This window comes from Pseudomonas fluorescens, assembly GCF_902497745.1.
Classification (GTDB): Bacteria; Pseudomonadota; Gammaproteobacteria; order Pseudomonadales; family Pseudomonadaceae; genus Aquipseudomonas; species Aquipseudomonas fluorescens_BM.
In genome coordinates this window covers 96,573-113,246 of record NZ_CABVHJ010000003.1, presented here as the reverse complement: position 1 = coordinate 113,246, position 16,674 = coordinate 96,573, and the positions used below count along the sequence as shown (strand labels likewise).

Here is a 16,674-nt window from a genome sequence, read left to right as displayed (position 1 = left end):
ATAAGATCGGCGGGAGTGGCTATGGCTATGGACTTGACCAGCGTCTTGCTGGGCCTTGCAGGGGCGGGACTGCCACTGTTGGCGCTGGCCTGGCAACTGCAACGCCGGGCGAGCAGCGGCCAGGCTGAGGTCGCTTTGCTCGAAGAACGGCTGGCCATGGCGCAACTGGCGCAGGACGGACTCAACGCGCAGCTCGACGCCAGCCGTGATGAAATCGCCGATCTTGGCCAGGCCAACGCCGCCAAACAGGCTGATCTGGCCGCTCTGCGCCGGGAAGTCGAACTGCTGCAGATCGAGCGTGACGATGCCCGTGACGCCTCCCACGCCTGGAACCTCGAACGCGCCAACAAGGAAGCTGAACTGCGCCGCCTCGACGCACAGGCCGCTTCGCTGAACGCCGAGCTGCGCGAGCAACAGGAAAGCCACCAGCAACGCCTCAGCGACCTGCAAGGCTCGCGTGATGAACTGCGTGCGCAGTTTGCCGAGCTGGCTGGCAAGATCTTCGATGAGCGTGAACAGCGCTTTGCCGAGACCAGTCAGCAACGACTCGGCCAGTTGCTCGATCCGCTGAAAGAACGCATTCAATCCTTTGAAAAGCGTGTGGAAGAAAGCTATCAGGCCGAAGCCCGCGAGCGCTTCTCGCTGGCCAAGGAGCTGGAGCGCTTGCAGGCACTCAATCTGCGTCTGAGCGACGAAGCCACCAACCTGACCCGTGCCCTCAAAGGCCAGAAAACCCAAGGCAACTGGGGGGAGCTGATTCTCGAACGGGTACTTGAACACGCCGGTCTGGAGAAGGGTCGCGAGTATCAGACTCAGGTAAACCTCAAGGGCCCGGATGGCGAGCGCTTCCAGCCTGACGTGATCATCTATCTGCCGGGCGACAAGCAAGTGGTGGTGGACTCCAAGGTGAGTCTCACCGCCTATCAGCAATACGTGGCTGCCGACGATGACACCCTTGGGCAGATCGCAATCAAGCAGCATGTGCTGTCGTTGCGTAATCACGTCAAAGGCTTGGCCGGCAAGGACTACAAACGCCTGGAAGGCCTGCACAGCCTCGATTTCGTTTTGCTCTTCGTGCCGATCGAAGCGGCGTTTTCGGCGGCGTTGCAGGCGGAGCCATCGCTGTTTCAGGAAGCCTTCGACCGCAACATCGTCATCGTCAGCCCGACCACCTTGCTGGCGACTCTGCGCGTGATCGACAGTCTGTGGAAGCAGGAGCGTCAGAGCCAGAACGCCCGGGAAATCGCCGAGCGCGCCGGGTGGCTGTACGACAAGTTCGTGCTGTTTATTCAGGATCTCGACGAGGTCGGCAATCGTCTGCAGCAGTTGGATAAAGCCTACAGCTCGGCGCGTAACAAGCTGACAGAGGGGCGCGGCAATCTGGTCAGTCGCAGTGAGCAGCTGAAATTGCTCGGCGCGCGGGCGAGCAAGAGTTTGCCGGCGGATTTGCTGGAGCGGGCGATGACCGATGTCGATGGTCTCGTCGAACTCCCCGAGTAACCCCAAAAGCTTCGCGAGCAGGCTCGCTCCCACAATTTGAAATGCATTCCAATGTGGGAGCGAGCCTGCTCGCGAAGAGGCCAGTGCAGCGCATACATATTTAGAGCGGCAAATACCGACTCAACAACGCCCGCAGCGCCGCCGGTTTCACCGGTTTCGGCAGATAATCCAGCCCCGCCGCATGCACCTGCGCAACCATCTCCGGTCGCCCGTCAGCACTGATCACCACCCCCGGCACCGGCTCGCCCAACGTGGTGCGTAACCACGCCATCAACTCGGTGCCGGTATCACCGTGATCGAGGTGATAGTCGACCAACGCCAGTTGCGGTCGCACGCCGTCGTTCAACAACGCCGCACATTCCTCACGATTGCGCGCAGTCCACACCTGGCAGCCCCAGCGGCTCAGCAGGCTGTTCATGCCGATCAGAATGCTGTCTTCATTGTCGATGCACAGCACCTGCGCGCCGCTCAGCAACTTGCCATTCAGTTCGACAGCGGCGCTGACCGGCACGGCTTGGGAGCGGGCCAGCGGCACGCTGACACTGAACACGCTGCCGCGCCCCGGCCACGAGCGCACACGCAAGGTATGCCCGAGTACGCGACACAAACCATCGGCAATCGCCAAACCCAGCCCGAGGCCTTTTTCGGCGCGGGTCTGATGACTGTCGAGGCGCTTGAACTCCTCGAATATCACCTGTTGTTTGTCTTCCGGAATGCCTGGTCCGCGATCCCACACTTCCAGACACAGTTCGCCGCCCCGGCGGCGTACGCCCAGCAACACCGGACCTTTGGCGTAGCGGAACGCGTTGGTGAGGAAGTTCTGCAAAATCCTGCGCAGCAATTTGATGTCGCTGTCGATGCGCAAATGGCTGCCGCGCACGCGGAAGGTCAGGCCTTGTTCCTGCGCCAATGCCTTGAACTCGGCGCCGAGAATATCGAACAGCTCATTGACCGCAAACGGCTTGCGATCCGGGTTGATCTTGCCGTTTTCCAGTCGGGAAATATCCAGCAGATCACTGATCAAATCCTCGGCCGAGCGCAACGAACTGTCGAGATGCTGCACCAGTTTCTGCGCCTCGCCGCTCAAGCCGTCGTCCTGATGGGAGAGGGCGGCGGAGAACAGTCGGGCGGCGTTCAGCGGCTGCATCAAGTCATGGCTGACGGCGGCGAGGAAGCGGGTTTTCGACTGGTTGGCGGCTTCGGCGGTGCCCTTGGCTTCGGTCAGCGCGACGTTGAGTTGCGACAGTTCCTGGGTGCGCTCGCTGACCCGTTGCTCCAGCCCTTCGTTGGCTTCGGTCAGCGCCTGCTCGGCTTCGCGGAATGCGGTGATATCAGTGAAGCTCATAACGAAACCGCCACCGGGCATTGGGTTACCGATCAGCTCGATCACTCGGCCGTTGGGGAACAGCCGCTCAGACGTGTGGGCGCGGCCCTGACGCATCCAGTGCAAACGGCGGGCAACGTGCACTTCGGCTTCACCGGGGCCGCACAGACCACGCTCGGCGTTGTAGCGAATGATGTCGGCAATCGGCCGGCCGACGCTGATCAAGCCATCCGGGTAGTTGAACAATTCCAGATAACGCCGGTTCCACGCCACCAGTTTCAGCGACTGGTCGACCACGCTGATACCTTGGGTGATGTTTTCGATCGCGCCTTGCAACAGCGCGCGGTTGAACTGCAGCACTTCAGAAGCTTCGTCGGCGATGCGGACTACGTCCTCCAGTTGCATTTCCCGACCTTCGATGGCGGCTTTTACTACAGCACGCGTCGAAGAAGCGCCAAGCACACCGGCCAGCAAACGCTCGGTATGAGCAATCCATTCGCCGTCGGCATTCTGGTTCGGGTTGAAGCCTTTGCCCTGGCGATAGGCGAAGCGAATAAAACTCTGGCGCGCACGTTCCTCACCGACGAAGCGTGCCGCCAGTTGCAGCAAGTCGTCGATCTGCACCGCCAGCATCGAGCGTGCGCTCGGCCGCGCGCTGATTTCCTGACCGATGAAACGCCCGGCCTGCCAGTGCTCCGAGACGCGTGTGCGCGACAGCACCGAGACCCAGGCGAACAGTGTGAAGTTACCGGCCAGCGACAGCACCACACCTTGGGTCAGCGGGGTAATCGGCAGGTTCAGCGGATTGCTGTGCAGCCACGCCAGCCCCGGAAAACTGCTCAGCGACCAACCGAGACTGTGCGCGGCAATCGGCAGAATCAGCGTGTAAAACCAGAGGAAAGTGCCCGCAGCCAAACCTGCGAAAACGCCGCGACGGTTGGCCTGTTTCCAGTACAAGGCGCCGAGCATGGCCGGTGCCAGTTGGGTGACTGCCGCAAAGGCAATCTGGCCGATGGTCGCCAGGCTAGCGGTCGAGCCGAGCAAGCGATAGCTGACGTAGGCCAGCAACAGAATCACCACGATGCTCACCCGGCGCACCGAGAGCATCCACTGACGGAACACTTCGAACGGGCGCTCGGCGTTATTGCGGCGCAGCAACCACGGCAACAGCATGTCGTTGGAGACCATGGTCGATAGCGCCACGCTGGCGACAATCACCATGCCCGTGGCCGCCGACGCGCCGCCGATAAACGCCAGCATCGCGAGTGCCGGATGCGCCTGCGCCAAGGGCAGGCTGATCACGAAGGAGTCTGGCAGTACGTCGCTGGGCAACATCATCTGACCGGCTAAAGCGATCGGGACTACAAACAAAGCAGCCAGTGCGAGGTAGGCCGGAAACACCCATTTGGCCAGACGCAGATCCTGCGGATCGATGTTCTCCACCACGGTGACGTGAAATTGCCGGGGCAGGCAGATGATCGCCATCATCGCCACGCCGGTCTGCACCACCATCGACGGCCAGTTGATGGTTTCTTTCCAGTATTCCTCAAGTCGCGGGGCGAGCATGGCCTGGTTGAACAGGTCTTCGAAACCGTCATACAGCCCATACGTGACGAAGGCGCCGACGGCGAGAAAGGCGAACAGTTTGACCAGCGATTCGAAGGCAATCGCCAGCACCATGCCGCGGTGGTGCTCGGTGGCGTCGAGGTTGCGCGTACCGAAAACGATGGTGAACAGCGCCAGCACCAGCGACACGATCAGTGCGGTGTCCTGAGCGCGAGTGCCCATGGCGTCGGCACCGGCACCGATCAACAGGTTCACGCCGAGGACGATGCCTTTGAGTTGCAGGGCGATATAAGGAAGGACGCCGACCAGACAGATCAGCGCAACGACCACCGCCAGCGATTGCGATTTGCCGTAACGTGCGGCGATAAAGTCCGCGATCGAGGTGATGTTCTCCTGCTTGCTGATCATCACCATTTTCTGCAGGACCCACGGCGCGCCCACCAACAGCAGGATCGGCCCGAGGTAAATCGGCAGGAATGACCACAGTTGTTCGGCTGCCTGGCCGACCGCGCCGAAGAACGTCCAGCTGGTGCAGTAAACCGCCAGCGACAGGCTGTACACCCAGGCACGCATACGCGGCGGCAACGGCGCGCTGCGGCGGTCGCCGTAGAAGGCGATGGCGAACATGATGGCCATATAGGCCAGGGCGACGGCGGCGATCAGCCCGGTGGACAGCGACATGCAACACTCCCGACAAAAGACTCCCCGGCACTCCTGCCCGGGCGGACAGTCTCGCATGCGCGGGGCGGTTAGTCAGTGTCGACCAAGGTCGTGGCGTGGCGGGGTGTCGCAGGTGGGGAACCGGTCGGTTTCTGGGGTGACCGGGTGGGGCCCTTCGCGAGCAGGCTCGCACACATATGAGATGCATTCCACTGTGGGAGCGAGCCTGCTCGCGAAGGCGTCAGTCCTGACGCAGCGCAATATCGATCAGACGATGAAGCTCATCCACCTCCAGCGCCGCCGCCGAAAACAGGATCCGGAACACCACCGGCGCCACCACCAGATTGATCAACCGATCAACACTCGGCGCCGCCTCATTCGGGTGCCGCTCAATGATTGTCTGCAATTGCGCGCCAATGATCGTCACGCAATACCCCGGCGTAGCGCTGGCTTGTACGTCGCGCATCATGTTGCGCCCAGGCTCCGAACTCATCTCATCGAGATACTGCTCGGCCCACGCACGAATATCGCTGCGCAAGCTGCCGGTTTGCGCCGGCTCGCTGTCCGGGCGCATGCGGGCGAGGGCGACGTCGGCCAACAACGCCGACAAGTCCCCCCAACGCCGATAAATCGTCGATGGCGTAACCCCCGCACGTGCGGCGATCTGCGGGACGGTCACGGTCGAACGCTCCTGTTCTTGCAAAAGCGCGCGGACTGCCGAATGAATTGCATCTTGCACCCGGGCACTGCGGCCGCCGGGGCGTAAACCTTCTTTAATAGCCATGGCGCAGACCTTAACACAAAGAATTTGCTTTAAGCGCGAGGCGGTAGCACACTCCGCAAAAGCAAAAAATTAGCTTTTGCGGAGTGTGCACATGAACAGCCTTGCTTCCAATCGATCCAGCCTGTGGTTTCTGGCGATCACTTTACTCAGTTTTCTCGCCGCCTCCACGGCGCCGACGCCGTTGTATCACCTGTATCAGGATGAACTGCACTTTTCCGCTGCGGTGCTGACGCTGATCTTCGGCGTTTATGCGCTCAGTCTGTTGGCGGCCTTATTAACCGTCGGCTCGCTGTCCGATCACCTTGGACGCAAACCGGTGATCTTCACCGCCGTGCTGCTAAACGCCTTGGCGATGCTGCTGTTTATCTATGCCGACAGCGTGGCATGGCTGATCAGCGCGCGAGTTCTGCAAGGGTTTGCCACTGGCATGGCCACCGCTGTTTTAAGCGCGACATTGCTCGACACTGATCGTCAGCAAGGGCCGCTGATCAACAGTGTTGCACCGTTGCTCGGTATGGCATTGGGCGGTATGGGCTGCGGTTTGCTGGCCGAGTTTGCGCCGGCGCCGTTGCAACTGACCTATTGGCTGCTGCTCGCGCTCTTTGTGTTGCAGGGCGTCTATGTCTGGCGCTTGCCGGAAAGTGTCTCGCCTCAGGCAGGCGCGTGGGCCTCGCTACGACCCACGTTGCATGTGACGGTTCAAGCGCGCTCAACCTTGTGGCGAGTCCTGCCTTTGAACACCGCAACCTGGGCGCTCGGCGGTTTCTATGCATCGTTGGCGCCATCGCTGGTGCGCACCGCCACCGGCTCGACGTCCAACCTGATCGGCGGCGCGACCGTGGCAGCCTTGACGGTGACCGGAGCATTGATGATTTTCACGCTGCGCAATCGTCCTGCCGTACGGGCGTTGCAGTTGGGTGCAAGCCTGTTGCCGATCGGTCTGGTGTTGATTCTGCTGGGTGTGCACAGCGCCAGCCTGGCATTGTTTTTCCTCGGCACGCTGGTGGCCGGTTGCGGCTTCGGTTCGGGTTTTCTCGGCGCCGTGCGCAGTCTGGTGCCGCTGGCCTTGCCACATGAGCGCGCGGGATTGATGGCGGCGTATTACGTGCTCAGTTATCTGGCGTTCTGCCTGCCGGCGTTGCTCGCCGGGCACTTGTCGCGCAGCTACGGTTTGCTGGCGACCACTGATGGGTACGGGGTGGTGTTGATTGTGTTGGCCGTCGGCGCACTGTTGCTCAGTCTGCGTCCCGTGGCAGCCAAGGCGTGCAGCGCTCCATAAGCGTTGCGGTTTCGGTTAGCCTTGGCCACCTTGTTCTCACGGATCGACTCATGAAGATTATTCGCAGCAAGACCTTCACCGCCGAGCGCGCCTGGGGCGCGCTGGACATCGCCAACATGAACGGCATCACCACGCGCCTGCACTGGACGGATCAGCCGTACAAATGGCACGTCAACGATGGCGAGGAAGTGTTCGTGGTGCTCGACGGCCAAGTGCTGATGCATTACCGCGAGCAGGGCGAAGAAAAGCAGGTGCAACTGGATGTCGGTGACATCTTCTACGCGAGCGTCGGCACCGAGCACGTCGCCCATCCGCAAGGCGCAGCGCGGATTCTGGTGATCGAGAGCGAAGGCAGCATTTAACTGCTTATTGATAAAACAGATAACAGTTAGAGAAATTACCCGTTATATAGATATTCGATTCGGTTCTACCATGGACTCAACCTCACCAGAGGACAGGAGTTCATGATGATTTGCCCCAACAGCACCAAACCCGGCATCAAGCCGTTCCGCCAGCTTCAGCATCCGCGCGAAGTGATCCGCCAGTTCACCCCGAACTGGTTCGCCGCCACCATGGGCACGGGTGTGTTGGCATTGGCGCTGGCGCAATTGCCCTTGGCCATTCCAGGCCTGCACGCCATCGCTGAAGGTTTGTGGTTGTTCAACATTCTGTTGTTCAGCCTGTTTACCGCTGCCTACGCTGCGCGCTGGATCTTGTTCTTCGATGAAGCGCGGCGGATCTTCGGTCACTCCACGGTATCGATGTTCTTCGGCACGATTCCTATGGGGCTGGCGACGATCATCAACGGCTTTTTATTGTTTGGTCTGCCGCGTTGGGGCGACGGTGTGATTCATCTCGCCGAAGTGCTGTGGTGGATCGATGTGGCCATGTCGCTGGCTTGCGGCGTGTTGATTCCGTACATGATGTTTACCCGTCAGGAACACAGCATCGACCAGATGACCGCCGTTTGGCTGCTGCCGGTGGTGGCGGCAGAAGTGGCGGCGGCCAGCGGTGGTTTGCTCGCACCGCATCTCAGTGATGCCCACTCGCAACTGGTGGTGCTGACGACGAGCTACGTGCTCTGGGCCTTTTCCCTACCGGTAGCGTTCAGCATTCTGACAATCCTGCTGCTGCGCATGGCTCTACACAAACTGCCCCACGAAAACATGGCCGCTTCGAGCTGGCTCGCACTCGGTCCGATCGGCACCGGAGCGCTGGGCATGTTGCTGCTGGGTGGTGATGCGCCAGCGATTTTCGCGGCGAACGGTCTGCCGGGCATCGGCGAGATCGCTTCGGGTCTGGGGCTTATTGCCGGGATTACCCTGTGGGGCTTTGGTCTGTGGTGGATGCTGATGGCGCTGTTGATCACCGTGCGTTACTTGCGTGACGGCATCCCGTTCAACCTCGGCTGGTGGGGATTCACCTTCCCGTTGGGTGTGTACTCGCTGGCAACCCTGAAACTGGCGAGCACCCTGAACCTGACGTTTTTCAGCATCGTCGGCACACTGTTGGTGATGTTCCTGGCGGTGATGTGGCTGATCGTCGGCAAGCGCACCGTGCAGGGCGCCTGGCGTGGCGAGCTGTTTGTCTCGCCGTGCATCGCAGGTTTGAAGAAATAACCTGAAAAGTTTAGGTAAGGTGTGGCCTGGATCGCGCTTCGAGAATCCAATAAGCAGTACCCAGGCCTCTCTACCTTAAACATCAGGGAAACACGGAAGATGAGTCACCCCTCACAGTTCAACCTGCTGCGCACCCGGCGCTTCCTGCCGTTCTTCATCACGCAGTCACTTGGCGCGTTCAACGACAACGTATTCAAGCAGTCGCTGATTCTCGCCATTCTTTATCGGCTGACCATCGAGGGTGACCGTTCGATCTGGGTCAACCTGTGTGCGCTGCTGTTTATCCTGCCGTTCTTCCTGTTCTCGGCGCTGGCCGGGCAATTTGGCGAAAAGTTCGCCAAGGACGCGCTGATCCGTCTGATCAAGCTCGCGGAAATCGCGATCATGGCCGTGGGATCGGTCGGTTTCCTCTTCGATCATTTGTCGTTGATGCTGGTGGCGCTGTTTGCCATGGGCACCCACTCGGCGCTATTCGGGCCGGTGAAGTATTCGATTCTGCCGCAGGCCTTGCGCGAGGATGAACTGGTGGGCGGCAACGGCCTGGTGGAAATGGGCACGTTTCTGGCGATTCTTGCCGGGACGATTGGTGCCGGGGTCATCATGTCTTCCTCGCACTATGCGCCGTTGGTGTCCTGCGCGATCGTCGGGATTGCCGTGCTGGGTTATCTGGCCAGCCGCAGCATCCCGCGCGCAGCGGCGTCCTCCCCGGAGATGCGTCTGAACTGGAATATCTTCAGCCAGTCGTGGGCCACGTTGAAACTCGGTTTGGGCCAGACGCCGGCGGTATCGCGTTCGATAGTCGGCAACTCGTGGTTCTGGTTTGTCGGGGCGATTTACCTGACGCAGATTCCGGCCTACGCCAAGGAATGGATGCACGGTGATGAAACTGTTGTAACGCTGATTCTCACGGTGTTCTCGGTCGGTATCGCGCTGGGTTCGATGCTTTGCGAGAAACTGTCCGGGCGCAAGGTCGAGATCGGCCTGGTGCCGTTCGGCTCATTTGGTCTGACTGTGTTCGGCCTGCTGCTGTGGTGGCACTCCGGCGGAATTCCCGACAGTGTCACTGGCCATAGCTGGATTGAGGTGCTGGGCTTCGTGCACACCTGGGCGGTGTTGATCGATATTCTTGGCCTCGGCATCTTCGGTGGTTTCTACATAGTGCCGCTGTATGCCTTGATCCAGTCACGTACCGCTGAAAACGAGCGCGCGCGGGTGATTGCCGCCAACAACATTCTCAACGCGTTGTTTATGGTGGTATCAGCCATCGTCTCGATCGTGCTGCTGAGTGTGGCCAAGCTGTCGATCCCGCAGTTGTTCCTCGTGGTGTCGCTGCTGAACATTGGCGTCAACGCCTACATCTTCAAGATCGTCCCCGAGTTCAGCATGCGCTTCATGATCTGGCTGCTCAGCCATTCCATGTACCGCGTCGAGCATCGCAATCTTGAAGCGATTCCCGATGAAGGCGCGGCATTGCTGGTGTGCAACCACGTGTCGTTTGTCGATGCCTTGCTGATTGGCGGCGCAGTGCGTCGGCCGATTCGCTTTGTCATGTACTACAAGATCTACAACCTGCCGGTGCTGAACTTTATCTTCCGCACGGCGGGGACAATTCCGATTGCCGGGCGTAACGAAGACATCCAGATCTACGAAAAGGCCTTCACCCGGATTGCTCAATATCTGAAGGATGGTGAGCTGGTGTGCATCTTCCCGGAAGGCAAGCTGACGGCGGATGGCGAGATGAACGAATTCCGGGGTGGCCTGACGCGGATTCTCGAGGAGACGCCGGTGCCGGTGATTCCGCTGGCATTGCAGGGGTTGTGGGGGAGCTTCTTCAGCCGCGATCCGAATAAAGGATTGTTTCGGCGGTTGTGGTCGCGGGTGACGTTGGTGGCGGGATCGCCGGTGGATGTTGATGCGGCTGAGCCGGCGAAGTTGCACGTTCTGGTGGGGGAGTTGCGCGGGGCAGTCAGATAATCTGTGATTGTGTGGGCCTCATCGCGAGCAGGCTCACTCCTACATTGGAAATGCGTTTCCCTGTAGGAGTGAGCCTGCTCGCGAAAGCGGTAGTGGCTTAAGCGCTGACCTTGAGTCCAATCAACCCGGTAATGATCAACGCCACACTGGCCAGCCGAATCAACGCCATCGACTCGCCGAACAGAATAATTCCGGCAATCACCGTACCCACGGCACCAACACCGGTCCAGATCGCATAGGCCGTGCCCAGCGGCAGCTCCTTCATCGCAAGGCCCAGCAAACCCAGGCTGATGGCCATGGCCGCGATGGTCAGAACGGTGGGGAGCGGGCGGGTGAAGCCGTCGGTGTATTTCAGGCCGACGGCCCAGCCGACTTCGAACAGGCCGGCGAAAAACAGAATGATCCAGGACATGAGAGACCTCCATCGATTGACGGGGTCGTCCCCAGATTAATGACTCGATCGAGCCGCAGGGTCGTCCCTGCGTTGCGCGATAGTTTGACCAGCATTAACCCGGGGATCAAGTTTCGGGATCAGTCGGCCGCTTGCTGCGACAGTGCCTCGCGATCCTGCTTTTCACTCATGCGTCGGAAGTACGTCGACAGCAGTGCGCCGGAAATATTGTGCCAGACGCTGAACAGCGCGCTTGGCACCGCCGCCAATGGCGAAAAATGCGCACTGGCCAATGCCGCGCCCAACCCCGAGTTCTGCATGCCGACTTCCAGTGCCAGCGATTTGCGCTGGGCCAACGGCAACTTGAACAGGCGCCCGGTGAAATAGCCCAGCAGATAACCGAAGCTGTTGTGCAGCATCACCACGGCCATGATCAACAGGCCGGACTCGGCGATTTTTGCCTGACTGGCAGCCACTACGGCAGTCACGATGATCACGATGCTGACCACCGACACCAGCGGCAACACATCCACCGCATGGCGCACTTTGTCGCCGAGCAAACGCTGGGCAACTACGCCAAGAATGATCGGCAGCAACACCACTTGCAGGATCGACCAGAACAGCTCCATGAACGACACCGGCAGCCACGCCGAAGCCAGCAGCCAGATCAGCGCCGGGGTCAGCAGCGGGGCGAGGAGGGTGGTGACGGCAGCGATAGCTACCGACAATGCCAGATCGCCGCGAGCCAGCCAGGTCATGACGTTGGAAGAAGTGCCACTCGGGCAGCAACCGACCAGAATCACCCCGACGGCGATTTCCGGCGGCAGGTGAAACACCTGGCAGAGCAACCACGCCACACCGGGCATGATCACGAAATGTGCAACCACGCCCAACGCCACACGCCACGGATGGCGGGCAACGGCAGCGAAGTCGTCGAGTTTGAGGGTCAGGCCCATGCCGAACATGACAAGCCCGAGCAACGGTACGATCGCGCTTTTCAGGCCGAGGAACCATGCTGGTTGCAGGAACGCAATCACAGCGAAAATCAGAACCCAGTAAGCGAAGGTGTTGCCGACAAAGCGGCTCAGTGCAGCCAGTGCGCGCATGGCCCGATCCTTATTATTAAATGAACACCACAAACCAATTGTGGGAGCGAGCCTGCTCGCGAAAGCGGTGTGTCATTCAACTTAAATGTTGGCTGACAGGTCACCTTCGCGAGCAAGCTCGCTCCCACATTGAAATATCACACGGCTTTAGATGCCTTGAGGAGTCTCTTCGCCACCCAACGCTTCAACCAGCGCCGGCAGGAAATCGCCGAAAGTCAGCATCATCAGGGTGAAGCTGGCATCCAATTGACCCAGTGCCTCATCACCGCCGTCCTGTTCTGCTTGATCCTGTAGCAGATCTTCGAACTTCAGGCGTTTAACGGTCATCTTGTCGTCGAGCATGAACGACAACTTGTCCTGCCAGGCCAGCGACAGTTGAGTCACGACTTTGCCGGTGCTCAGGTGCAGCTGGATTTCTTCGCTGGTCAGGTCCTGACGTTTGCAGCGGACGATGCCGCCGTCTTCGTGGGTGTCGCGCAGTTCGCACTCGTCCAGTACATAGAAGTCATCGGCCGCTTTCTGCGTGGTGACCCACTCGGTCATGGTCGCGGTTGGCGACATTTTTACCGTCAGCGGACGGACGGGCAGGGTGCCGATTACTTCGCGCAGGGTCGACAGCAGGTCTTCGGCGCGTTTCGGGCTGGCCGAGTTGACCAGGATCAGGCCTTGTTTCGGCGCGATGGCGGCGAAGGTCGACGAGCGACGGATAAAGGCGCGCGGCAGGAACGCCTGGATGATTTCATCCTTGATCTGATCGCGTTCCTTCTTATAGACCTTGCGCATCTGCTCGGCTTCGATCTCTTCGACCTTTTCCTTGACCGCGTCGCGCACGACGCTGCCTGGCAGAATGCGTTCTTCCTTACGCGCGGAAATCAGCAGGAAGTCACCGCTGACGTGCACCAGCGGAGCATCTTCGCCTTTGCCAAACGGCGCGACGAAACCGTAGGTGGTCAACTCCTGGCTTGCACATGGACGCGCCAGTTTGGTGGCCAGTGCAGTTTCCAGCGCCTCGGCATCGACAGGCAGGTCTTGGGTCAGGCGATAGATAAGCAGGTTTTTGAACCACATGGGGTGAGTCTCTCCTTTATACAAAGGGGGGCATTATTGTCTTCGCCGTCTCATAGGCCAACCCTTCTCTAAGCCTTTGGAAGGCCTGAGAAAATTATTTAAAAAAGTGCTTGCCAGAGGTTGGGTCGCTCCGTAGAATGCGCGCCACACCGAAGCGAAGGGTGATTAGCTCAGCTGGGAGAGCGTCTGCCTTACAAGCAGAATGTCGGCGGTTCGATCCCGTCATCACCCACCATTCGTTTCAAGTGTTTAGCGCAGCGGTAGTTCAGTCGGTTAGAATACCGGCCTGTCACGCCGGGGGTCGCGGGTTCGAGTCCCGTCCGCTGCGCCATATTCGGTAACCTGGACCACTGAACGCCAGGTCACCACGGAAAAACCCGCCAAGGCGGGTTTTTTTCTGCTCCAAGGTTGTACCCGCGGGATGTGTCGTTTTACTGGTTTTCGGATTTATTTGAAAAAAACTTCAATTAAATCAACACTTTACGAAAACTTGTGGCATAATGCGTCCCGTAACGAAGCGAAGGGTGATTAGCTCAGCTGGGAGAGCGTCTGCCTTACAAGCAGAATGTCGGCGGTTCGATCCCGTCATCACCCACCATTCGTTTCAAGCGTTTCGCGCAGCGGTAGTTCAGTCGGTTAGAATACCGGCCTGTCACGCCGGGGGTCGCGGGTTCGAGTCCCGTCCGCTGCGCCATATTCGGAATCTGGAACACTGAACGCCAGATTCCACAGAAAGCCCGCCTTGTGCGGGCTTTTTGCTGTCTGGCGTTTGGGTATTTTTCGCTGCGTATAACTATGTAGTGCCTGCCAGGCGTACCGCTTTCGGAGAATGGGCAACGTTATTCATGACTCATTTCGTGTCATGAATTGGTTCAATTGCCTACCGAGAGACCGAGCGCATGGATACTTCCCCTCCCAAAGAAGCCGCAGAAGAGTCGCAAGAAAAAACATTCCGGGCGTACAACCCGTCCTTCCTGACCTGTGATGATGCAGCTGCCTGCCTGCATGACTTATTGTCCTTTCAGCGGGGGACCGAGCTTCGCTGGTTCATCTTAAAAAGCGAAGTCGGGCGTTTCTACTTTGCAGAGGCTTCAGAGCTCGACGCAACGCCTATCGAAAACAGTGAGGATATCGACGATGACGAAGAGCCCGAATCGCTGACTTCGCTTGTCGTACCGGTAAGTGCAAGCGATCAACTCGACGTTCCACAGGGCTATACCGTCGAAGCAGTCTTCCGTTTGCATCCCGCGAGCGAGCAAGGCATTGATGAAAGTGTATCGGAGTGGAGCCAGCGCAATCGCTTTTTCTCTATATCCGACCTGTCGGACGTTATGAATCCACATCGACAGTACGCCAGGTGCTATCTATCAGTAGACGGCAACCTGCTGTCGTACACCTCAAAGAATTCGGTATTTGAAAAGGAATTGGCCCCCAGAATTGCCAAAGATCGCAGTGGTGCATTGCGAATGTTTGAACGTATGTATGGGCGAGGCTTGGTGCCGAGCAGTATCTGGATTCTGTTGGCTGTAACGGCTGGGGAGGTGGCCGTGGTCGTACCGGGTGTCCTTTGGCGCAGGCGGGGTCTGATCAAGGCCAGTTGGCGCTCGGACCCATTTCAAGAAACGCCTATGAATGAACGGATGCCGATCTTTGGCCCGGTCTGTCAAAGCGCCAGGGAAGTTGCACTTCAGTTACGCCTTCGACACCAGGAGACGTCAGCCGGCCGGCAATCGATGGGTTTTATCCTCAAACATAAAACCGAGGACTTGTTTGTCGCGACAGCGCCGAGTTTCAGCAACTACACCGATTTTGACCGGGCGATGCTGTTTCCCAAGGATCAGCATGGTAATCCGATGCTGCCCAGAGACTTTCGTGTACATGGCATTTATCATTCGGCCCAACCCTTCGCCGCTGACACTTTGCCGGGTGAGGGATATGAGCACTTTTTCTCTCCTGCCGACCTCAAGGTCGGACTCAGCCGACTATTGGTAGCCCCCCATCATCGTTTGTTTCTTGTCACTTCGGATGGGGCGGTGTTGCGCTTTGCCAAACCTGAAAAGTTGCTGATAACAGGGTTGTTAGCGGAGTTCGACGAAGGGCTAGAGCAGAAAATGGTCTTGGGTCAAATATCCCCGCAAACGTTTATCGACAAGGTTGCGGCGGTTGGCACCTTGAGTGTCGTGGTAACGAGCAAAAAGTGGCCGACTCTTGGCAAGCTAACTTCGTCTTCTGGCGATCAACTGGCTTCTTTTCAATCATGAAACCGATCACTCACCATTTCGCTGGTGACGATAGTCACTGACCGCCTCGTAAACCGCTTTGCGCAAGCGGTTGATCCCACCGATCGGTCGATGCGCGTCAATGCCAAACCACGGGTTGAACGAAAGATTGTCGCATTGCAGATTCAGCGTCGGAGTATCGAAATCCTGCGGCGGCAAGGTGATCCGCGCGACGGTTTCGAAGGGCGAATCCTGCTCGCGCCATTCGATGCTGGTGTCTTCGATCGGCATATATTTATGGGCATCCTGACGCTGGATCTGCAGTACGAAACAGGCCGGCACGCGATCCGTCGACAGCTGCTGATTCAACGCGCTGCGCAGGAAGTTCGGCAGGTCGTGGTTTTGCTTGGGCAATGTGTACGCGGGGCAATTGTCCGGATCCGGAGCGACCCGGAACTTTGCATTCGCCTCACCGAATTTGTAGGGCGAAACCGAAAAGTATGTAGTCGCCGTCGGGCTGTCCGGCGGCGGCGACAAGGTTGCCAGTGCAATAAACAAATGACGGATCTGCCAGGTACGCGGATCCCATCCGGGGAAAAACGCCATGACCTTCTTGCCTTCAGCCTGCGCCGCCACATTCTGACGGTACTCGGCGACATCACTGACAAAGAAGTTCGGGTGGCTGAACATCACGAAATCCTGTTCAGGCCGTGCCTGGCGGTTGCCGAGCAGCTGTTTTCCCGAAACGTCGAGCAGTTTGATCGCCATGCCTCTGGCATCGCGAATACTGTCGAACTGCGGGTAGGCATTACCGTTGGACAGACGAATCATCGCTTGCCAGGTTTTGCCTGGCTCACTGAACACGCCCTGTCGCAGCGACTGCGCGAGTTCCGGCAGCACCTGCACTTGCGCTTTCACACAGCCATGGGCCTTGGCATGTGCGTCGCGAAGATACCGTGTGCTTTCGCGATGCTGATCGACGATGCGCACGGCGGTCTGGATCACGTCCTGGGTCATTGCCGCTTCGCCGGGTGGAATCTGTTCCAGCGCCGACACCGGGCCGCGGTGTTGCCAGGCAAACCATGCTGTGGCGATGGCCCAGCCGAGCAGGCCAATGCAGAGTGCTATCAGCAGCGCTTTGCCAAGCAGACGCCCAAGCCATAACCAGATTCTGGCCAGCAGTG

12 protein-coding genes and 4 tRNA genes are annotated in these 16,674 nt (G+C 59.0%); 10 read left to right on the top strand and 6 right to left on the bottom strand.

Annotated features, from left to right (window positions below; genetic code table 11):
* Window positions 1–135 precede the first annotated feature (135 nt).
* Window positions 136–1,500 (top strand): DNA recombination protein RmuC, encoded by a 1,365-nt coding sequence (gene rmuC / locus F8N44_RS05610; RefSeq protein ID WP_177413894.1) that lies wholly within the window; start codon window positions 136–138, stop codon window positions 1,498–1,500.
* A 100-nt stretch (window positions 1,501–1,600) separates the two neighbouring features.
* Here rmuC and F8N44_RS05605 read toward each other — a convergent pair whose 3' ends face one another.
* Window positions 1,601–5,071 carry a PAS domain-containing hybrid sensor histidine kinase/response regulator gene (locus F8N44_RS05605; protein WP_150649641.1) on the bottom strand — a complete coding sequence of 1,157 codons (3,471 nt, stop codon included), beginning with the start codon at window positions 5,069–5,071 and terminating at the stop codon, window positions 1,601–1,603.
* Window positions 5,072–5,291: 220 nt separating this feature from the next.
* Window positions 5,292–5,834, bottom strand: a complete 543-nt coding sequence (locus F8N44_RS05600; RefSeq protein ID WP_150649640.1) for a TetR/AcrR family transcriptional regulator — start codon at window positions 5,832–5,834, stop codon at window positions 5,292–5,294.
* A 91-nt stretch (window positions 5,835–5,925) separates the two neighbouring features.
* Between F8N44_RS05600 and F8N44_RS05595 the strand changes: the two genes are divergently transcribed.
* From F8N44_RS05595 to F8N44_RS05580, 4 genes are all read left to right on the top strand, one after another.
* The gene (locus F8N44_RS05595; RefSeq protein ID WP_150649639.1) at window positions 5,926–7,113 is read left to right on the top strand and encodes an MFS transporter; all 1,188 of its coding nucleotides are present in this window, start codon (window positions 5,926–5,928) and stop codon (window positions 7,111–7,113) included.
* Between the two features lie 50 nt (window positions 7,114–7,163).
* A complete protein-coding gene (locus F8N44_RS05590; protein ID WP_123592718.1) occupies window positions 7,164–7,475 on the top strand; it encodes a cupin domain-containing protein in 312 nt (103 codons plus the stop codon).
* A 105-nt stretch (window positions 7,476–7,580) separates the two neighbouring features.
* Window positions 7,581–8,732 carry a TDT family transporter gene (locus F8N44_RS05585; protein ID WP_150649638.1) on the top strand — a complete coding sequence of 384 codons (1,152 nt, stop codon included), beginning with the start codon at window positions 7,581–7,583 and terminating at the stop codon, window positions 8,730–8,732.
* Window positions 8,733–8,831: 99 nt separating this feature from the next.
* A complete protein-coding gene (locus F8N44_RS05580; RefSeq protein WP_150649637.1) occupies window positions 8,832–10,706 on the top strand; it encodes an MFS transporter in 1,875 nt (624 codons plus the stop codon).
* 97 nt (window positions 10,707–10,803) lie between these two features.
* On the opposite strand, the gene sugE is transcribed toward F8N44_RS05580, so the two are convergent.
* From sugE to rdgC, 3 genes are all read right to left on the bottom strand, one after another.
* Window positions 10,804–11,118, bottom strand: coding sequence for a quaternary ammonium compound efflux SMR transporter SugE (gene sugE, locus F8N44_RS05575; protein ID WP_122597317.1), 315 nt, complete (start codon window positions 11,116–11,118; stop codon window positions 10,804–10,806).
* A gap of 119 nt (window positions 11,119–11,237) precedes the next feature.
* Window positions 11,238–12,203, bottom strand: coding sequence for a bile acid:sodium symporter family protein (locus tag F8N44_RS05570; protein WP_150649636.1), 966 nt, complete (start codon window positions 12,201–12,203; stop codon window positions 11,238–11,240).
* A gap of 147 nt (window positions 12,204–12,350) precedes the next feature.
* Window positions 12,351–13,271 (bottom strand): recombination-associated protein RdgC, encoded by a 921-nt coding sequence (gene rdgC, locus F8N44_RS05565; RefSeq protein WP_007919763.1) that lies wholly within the window; start codon window positions 13,269–13,271, stop codon window positions 12,351–12,353.
* A 159-nt stretch (window positions 13,272–13,430) separates the two neighbouring features.
* Here rdgC and F8N44_RS05560 point away from each other — a divergent pair.
* From F8N44_RS05560 to F8N44_RS05540, 5 genes are all read left to right on the top strand, one after another.
* A tRNA-Val gene (locus tag F8N44_RS05560) sits at window positions 13,431–13,506 on the top strand.
* Between the two features lie 19 nt (window positions 13,507–13,525).
* Window positions 13,526–13,602, top strand: a tRNA-Asp gene (locus tag F8N44_RS05555).
* A gap of 191 nt (window positions 13,603–13,793) precedes the next feature.
* A tRNA-Val gene (locus tag F8N44_RS05550) sits at window positions 13,794–13,869 on the top strand.
* A 19-nt stretch (window positions 13,870–13,888) separates the two neighbouring features.
* A tRNA-Asp gene (locus F8N44_RS05545) sits at window positions 13,889–13,965 on the top strand.
* A gap of 205 nt (window positions 13,966–14,170) precedes the next feature.
* Window positions 14,171–15,532 carry a hypothetical protein gene (locus tag F8N44_RS05540; protein WP_150649635.1) on the top strand — a complete coding sequence of 454 codons (1,362 nt, stop codon included), beginning with the start codon at window positions 14,171–14,173 and terminating at the stop codon, window positions 15,530–15,532.
* Between the two features lie 6 nt (window positions 15,533–15,538).
* Here the strand turns inward: F8N44_RS05540 and F8N44_RS05535 are convergent, their stop codons facing one another.
* Complete coding sequence (locus F8N44_RS05535) at window positions 15,539–16,672, bottom strand: catalase family protein (RefSeq protein ID WP_191630869.1); 1,134 nt, start codon at window positions 16,670–16,672, stop codon at window positions 15,539–15,541.
* Window positions 16,673–16,674 lie beyond the last annotated feature (2 nt).